The organism is Streptomyces sp. ISL-99, assembly GCF_018614005.1.
In the GTDB taxonomy this organism is placed as follows: domain Bacteria; phylum Actinomycetota; class Actinomycetes; order Streptomycetales; family Streptomycetaceae; genus Streptomyces; species Streptomyces flavidovirens.
The window spans coordinates 1-4,789 of record NZ_JAGGPC010000070.1 but is presented as its reverse complement, the minus strand read 5'-3'; the positions used below and the strand labels follow the sequence as shown (position 1 = coordinate 4,789).

The window sequence follows — 4,789 nt, the reverse complement described above, 5'->3', positions numbered from 1 at the left end:
CCGGGGCGAGCAGTGCCGCCGCGAAGAAGAAGATCACGACGTAGGCGGAGACGATACCCGCTCTGTCGCGTTTGAAACGGCGCCACATGAGCTGCCCCGGGGAGCGCCCGGCGAGCTGCGACGGGGCGTCAACTTCCTTTGCAGCAACTCGGGATGCACTCGTCATCGCGTCACGCCCCCACCGAGAAACACGTCGAAGATGAGCGGACTGTGGCAATGCGGGTCTACGCGAGTCAAGAGCCCGGCGGGGATGAGAGTGACGTTCCTTCGCATCTTGAGCGAAGGTTTTGCAGATCGAGGTGGCTACGTGCTTGACAGGGGGCGGTGGCGGGCGACATCACGCCATAAGTGCCGATCAATTTCGTTAACACGCAAGCAACTTGACTGACGCAACTCCGATATACGAACGCGTCACGCTGAACAACGTACGGCCGTGCGGGTGCCGTTTCCGGCCGGGGGCGCGCCATGTCGCCCCCGGCCGGGTATCCCCAGGGGTTACCGCAACCCCAACGACCGCTTCAGGAAGTCCACCTGGAGCAGCAGCAGGTTCTCCGCGATCTCCTCCTGGGGCGTCATGTGCGTCACCCCCGACAGCGGCAGCACCTCGTGCGGACGCCCCGCCGCCAGCAGCGCCGACGACAGCCGCAGCGAGTGCGCCATCACCACGTTGTCGTCCGCCAGGCCGTGGATGATCATCAGCGGCCGGTGCGGCGAGTCGGCCGGCTGCGACAGCCCCTCGTCGGTGACGAGCGAGTTCGCGGCGTACACCTCCGGCTGCACGCCCGGATCCCCGAGGTAGCGCTCCGTGTAGTGCGTGTCGTACAGCCGCCAGTCCGTGACGGGCGCGCCCGCGATCCCCGCGTGGAAGACGTCCGGGCGGCGCAGCACCGCCAGGGCCGCCAGATAGCCGCCGTACGACCAGCCGCGGATCGCGACCCGCCCCAGGTCCAGCGGGAAGTCCGCGGCCAGCGCGTGCAGCGCCTCGATCTGGTCGTCGAGCGTGAGCGTGAACGCGTCCCTGACCGCCTTCTCCCAGCCGGGGGAGTGACCCGGCGTCCCCCGCCCGTCGGCGACGACGACCGCGAAGCCCTGGTCGGCGAACCACTGCGACGTCAGGTGGGCGTTGTGGGCGGCGACAGCGCGCCGCGCGTGCGGACCTCCGTACGGGTCCATCAGCACCGGAAGCGGCCCGTCCCCCTCCTCNNCGCCCGCAGCACAGGTTCCTCGGCGTACGACGCGACCACGGCCTCCCGCTTGCCGTCGCGCAGCACCTGAACCACCGTGCCGCTGCTTTCCGGACGCGCCGAAGCCAGTACGGTCACCCCGCCCGACCGCACCGCGGAATGCACGCCGGGCCCCTCCGAAAGCCGCTCCACGCCCAGCTCGTTGACCCGGTAGACGTGCACCTCGCCGACCTCCCCAGCGGCCGCCTCCGCCCCCGCCGAAGCGGAAACCAGCACGTCACCGTCCGACACGTCCAGCACCGCCCGCACCTGCAACTGCGGCCCGGTCAGCACCCGGTCCCCGACGGTCAGCACCCGCGCCCCGCCCTCGTCCGCGATCCGTACGAGCCGCCCGTCCGGCGCCCAGACCGGCACCCCGTCGAAAAGATCGAGCCACACCGCGTCCTCGTCCACATGCACCGTCCGCGTCGCACCCGTACCGGGGTCCACCGCCAGATACAACTGGCTGCGCTGGTCCCGGGCCTGCACGAGCAGCAGCGGAGCGCCCGCCTCCGACCAGTGGACCCGCGCCAGATACGGATACCGGCCCCGGTCCCACACCACCTCCGTACGCTCGCCGCCGTCCAGTCCGTAAAGAAAGAGCCGCACCTCGGCATTGGGCGTCCCCGCCGCCGGGTAAGCGACCCGCGCGGGCTCGTGCTCCGGCTGCGCCGGGTCGGAGATCCACCAGCGCGTCACGGGCGCGTCGTCGGCGCGGGCCACCAGCAGCCGGTCCGACTCCGGCGACCACCAGAAGCCGCGCGAGCGGGCCATCTCCTCCGCCGCGACGAACTCCGCCAGGCCGTACATCGTGTTCTCGTCCTCCGGCTCGGCCAGCGCCCGGTCGCCGTCGCCCTCGGCGCCGATCACCCGCAGGGCGCCCCCGGCGACGTACGCGACATGCAGTCCGTCCGGTGAGGGCCGGGGGTCGAGAACCGGCCTCCTGGCGGGAAGTTCGCGTGCGGTGCCGGCCCGCAGCTCGGCCGCGAAGAGCCGCCCCGACAGCGCGAACGCCGCCAGCTCGACCGCCGCGTCCACGGCGTAGCCGACGATCCCCGCGGACCCTTCCCGGCTGCGCTCGCGCCGCGCCCTCTCCTGCGCCGACAGCCGCTCGACGGCCCCGCCGAGCAGCTCTCCGGGGTCCGCCGCGATGCGCTCCTGCGCGCCCCCCTCCAGGTCGAGCACCCAGAGCCGGTTCGCGCGATCGGTGCCCGAGGAGGAGCGGAGGAACACCACACGCGTCCCGTCGGGCGACACCGTGAACGCGCGTGGCGCCCCCAGGGTGAAGCGCTGCGTCCTCGCGTGCTGCCGGGGGAAGGAGAGCTGATTCGACGTCATATGCCCGAAGCTACCGCCCGGTGGCAACTCCATGCGCCCCTCGTGCTGCCGTGCACCGATTAATGCGTACGCACGGATAGTTATGATCCGTAGCGCTTGGTGGGTATGAACCTGCTGGCGACTGTCCGCATGCCCGTTTGGACCCGATTAAGTGGAGGTGAACCGCCGTGGCACTCTCGATTTCGGCGGTAGTGCTGTTGGCGATCATCGTCATCCTGATGGTCCGGAAATCGGGTCTCAAAGCCGGACACGCGGTGGTTTGCGTGCTGCTCGGCTTCTACCTCGCCAGCTCCTCCATCGCACCCACGATCAACGAACTGACCACGAACGTGGCCGGGATGATCGGGGGCATCAAGTTCTGAGCGGCGCCTCGTAGGGTGGTCCCATGACGGACCAGGACCACCCAGCCCGTCGTCTGCTTCTGGTGCACGCGCACCCCGACGACGAGTCGATCAACAACGGCGCCACCATGGCCAAGTACGCCGCCGAGGGCGCCGGGGTCACCCTGGTGACCTGCACCCTCGGCGAGGAGGGCGAGGTCATCCCGCCCGCCCTCGCGCACCTGGCCGCCGACCGCGACGACACCCTCGGCGCCCACCGCGTCGCCGAACTGGCCGCCGCGATGAAGGAGCTCGGGGTCACCGACCACCGCTTCCTCGGCGGCCCCGGCCGGTTCCGCGACTCCGGGATGATGGGCGCCCCGCAGAACCACCGCGAAGGCGCCTTCTGGGCCGCGCCGGTGGACGAGGCGGNNGCCATCCGGACCACATCCAGGCCCACCGCGTCGCCATGCGCGCCGCCGACCTCGCGGCCGACCCCAACTTCCGCGAGGACCTCGGCGCGCCCCACACCATCGCCAAGATCTACTGGAACCGGGTACCGCGCGGCTACGCCGAGGACGGCTTCGCCCGCCTGCGCGCGGCCGGCGTGAGCTTCGCCGGAACCGGCGCCGTGGACGACATCCCCGGAGTGGTCGACGACGCGGTGATCACCACCGAGATCGACGGCACGGCGTACGCCGCCGCCAAGACCGCCGCGATGCGCGCCCACGCCACCCAGATCGCGGTGGAGGGTGACTTCTTCGCCCTCTCCAACAACCTGGGGCAGCCCGTCCTGACCACGGAGTACTACGAGTTGGTACGAGGCGAACGCGCCGCCGGCAGCCGCGAAACCGACCTCTTCGCGGGAGTGACGTCATGACCCTGTCCCCGGCCCGTATCGGCGCCTACGCCCTCCTCGTCCTGCTGGGCGCGGTCACCGGCGCGGCGGGCGTCCTCGTCCACGCGGCGTGGTTCCCCGGCGGCCTGCTGCTGGCCCTGCTCGCGACGGCAGGCGTCTTCTACGGCGGCATGTACGCCACCGGCACCAGGTCCGGCGTCGGCGCGTCCGCCGCCGGATGGCTCGTGGCCATCGTCCTGCTGACCGTCAGCCGCCCCGAGGGCGACCTGCTCATCGGCGGCGGCTCCGTGTCGTACGCCTACATGCTGGGCGGGATGGCCATCGCTGTGATCTGCGCCACGATGATGCAACTGCCGCCACAGGCGCCGCCGGGCGCCCGACTTGGCAAATGACGTACCACTTGAGTCCGTGAACCGACCCCGCCCGCACAGCCGTCGGAAACCCGCTGCCAAGGGTGCGGGGCGCCCGTCGGCGGCGGCCAGTATGGTGGTGCGCGCCGCCGAGCCGCCCGCAGTACCAGGTAAGAGCGGGCGAGCGGAGCTAACCGGGAGAACCTGCCTTGAGTCGTGAAACTGACAGTTCGTCGTCCGGCCCCCAGGGGCGTGGCGGAGCCGCGTACCCCTCGGGTACGCCGCCGTACGGATCCCGCCAGTATCCGTCGTCGCACGCCGGGCAGGACGGCGGAGAGGGCGCCGGACAGGTGGAACCGGACGAGCCCAGAACCGAGACCACGCTGACCACCCGCATCCGGATCAACATCCCCGGGTCGCGGCCGATCCCGCCGGTCGTCATGCGTACGCCCATGGGTGACGTGGAGCCGCCGTCCTCGCCCGCGAACGGCGAGCGCACGGGCAGTACGCCGCGCCCGCCCGAGCCGTCACGGGACACCGGGGCGCCGGCGCTGCGGGACGAGCCGGGCTCCGGCTCCGCCACCGGCTCCGGCGAGGGCAAGCCGCCGGCCAGCGACTGGTTCGCGCCGCGCAAGCCGTCGGCCGGGCCCGCGCCGTCCGTCGCCCCCGCCTCGCCCGCACCGGCGCCGGGCAGCGGGC

Annotated in this window: 2 protein-coding genes and 4 pseudogenes; 4 read left to right on the top strand and 2 right to left on the bottom strand. The window is 71.7% G+C overall.

Translation table 11 applies throughout. From position 1 onward, the window contains the following. Positions 1-166 (bottom strand): annotated as a pseudogene (locus J7E91_RS36480) (ABC transporter permease); the annotation flags it as partial. 329 nt (positions 167-495) lie between these two features. Then, a pseudogene (locus tag J7E91_RS31880) lies at positions 496-2,561 on the bottom strand (prolyl oligopeptidase family serine peptidase). A gap of 167 nt (positions 2,562-2,728) precedes the next feature. On the opposite strand from J7E91_RS31880, the gene J7E91_RS31875 reads away from it, so the two are divergent. From J7E91_RS31875 to J7E91_RS31860, 4 genes and pseudogenes are all read left to right on the top strand, one after another. After that, positions 2,729-2,923, top strand: coding sequence for a hypothetical protein (locus J7E91_RS31875; protein WP_138896464.1), 195 nt, complete (start codon positions 2,729-2,731; stop codon positions 2,921-2,923). Positions 2,924-2,946: 23 nt separating this feature from the next. Next, positions 2,947-3,761: pseudogene (locus J7E91_RS31870) on the top strand (PIG-L family deacetylase). Continuing rightward, entirely contained in the window at positions 3,758-4,132 is a 375-nt protein-coding gene (locus tag J7E91_RS31865) for a DUF6113 family protein (protein ID WP_214910363.1), read from the top strand. The pseudogene J7E91_RS31870 and the gene J7E91_RS31865 overlap by 4 nt, the downstream one beginning before the upstream one ends. 167 nt (positions 4,133-4,299) lie before the next feature. Then, positions 4,300-4,789: pseudogene (locus tag J7E91_RS31860) on the top strand (hypothetical protein); the annotation flags it as partial.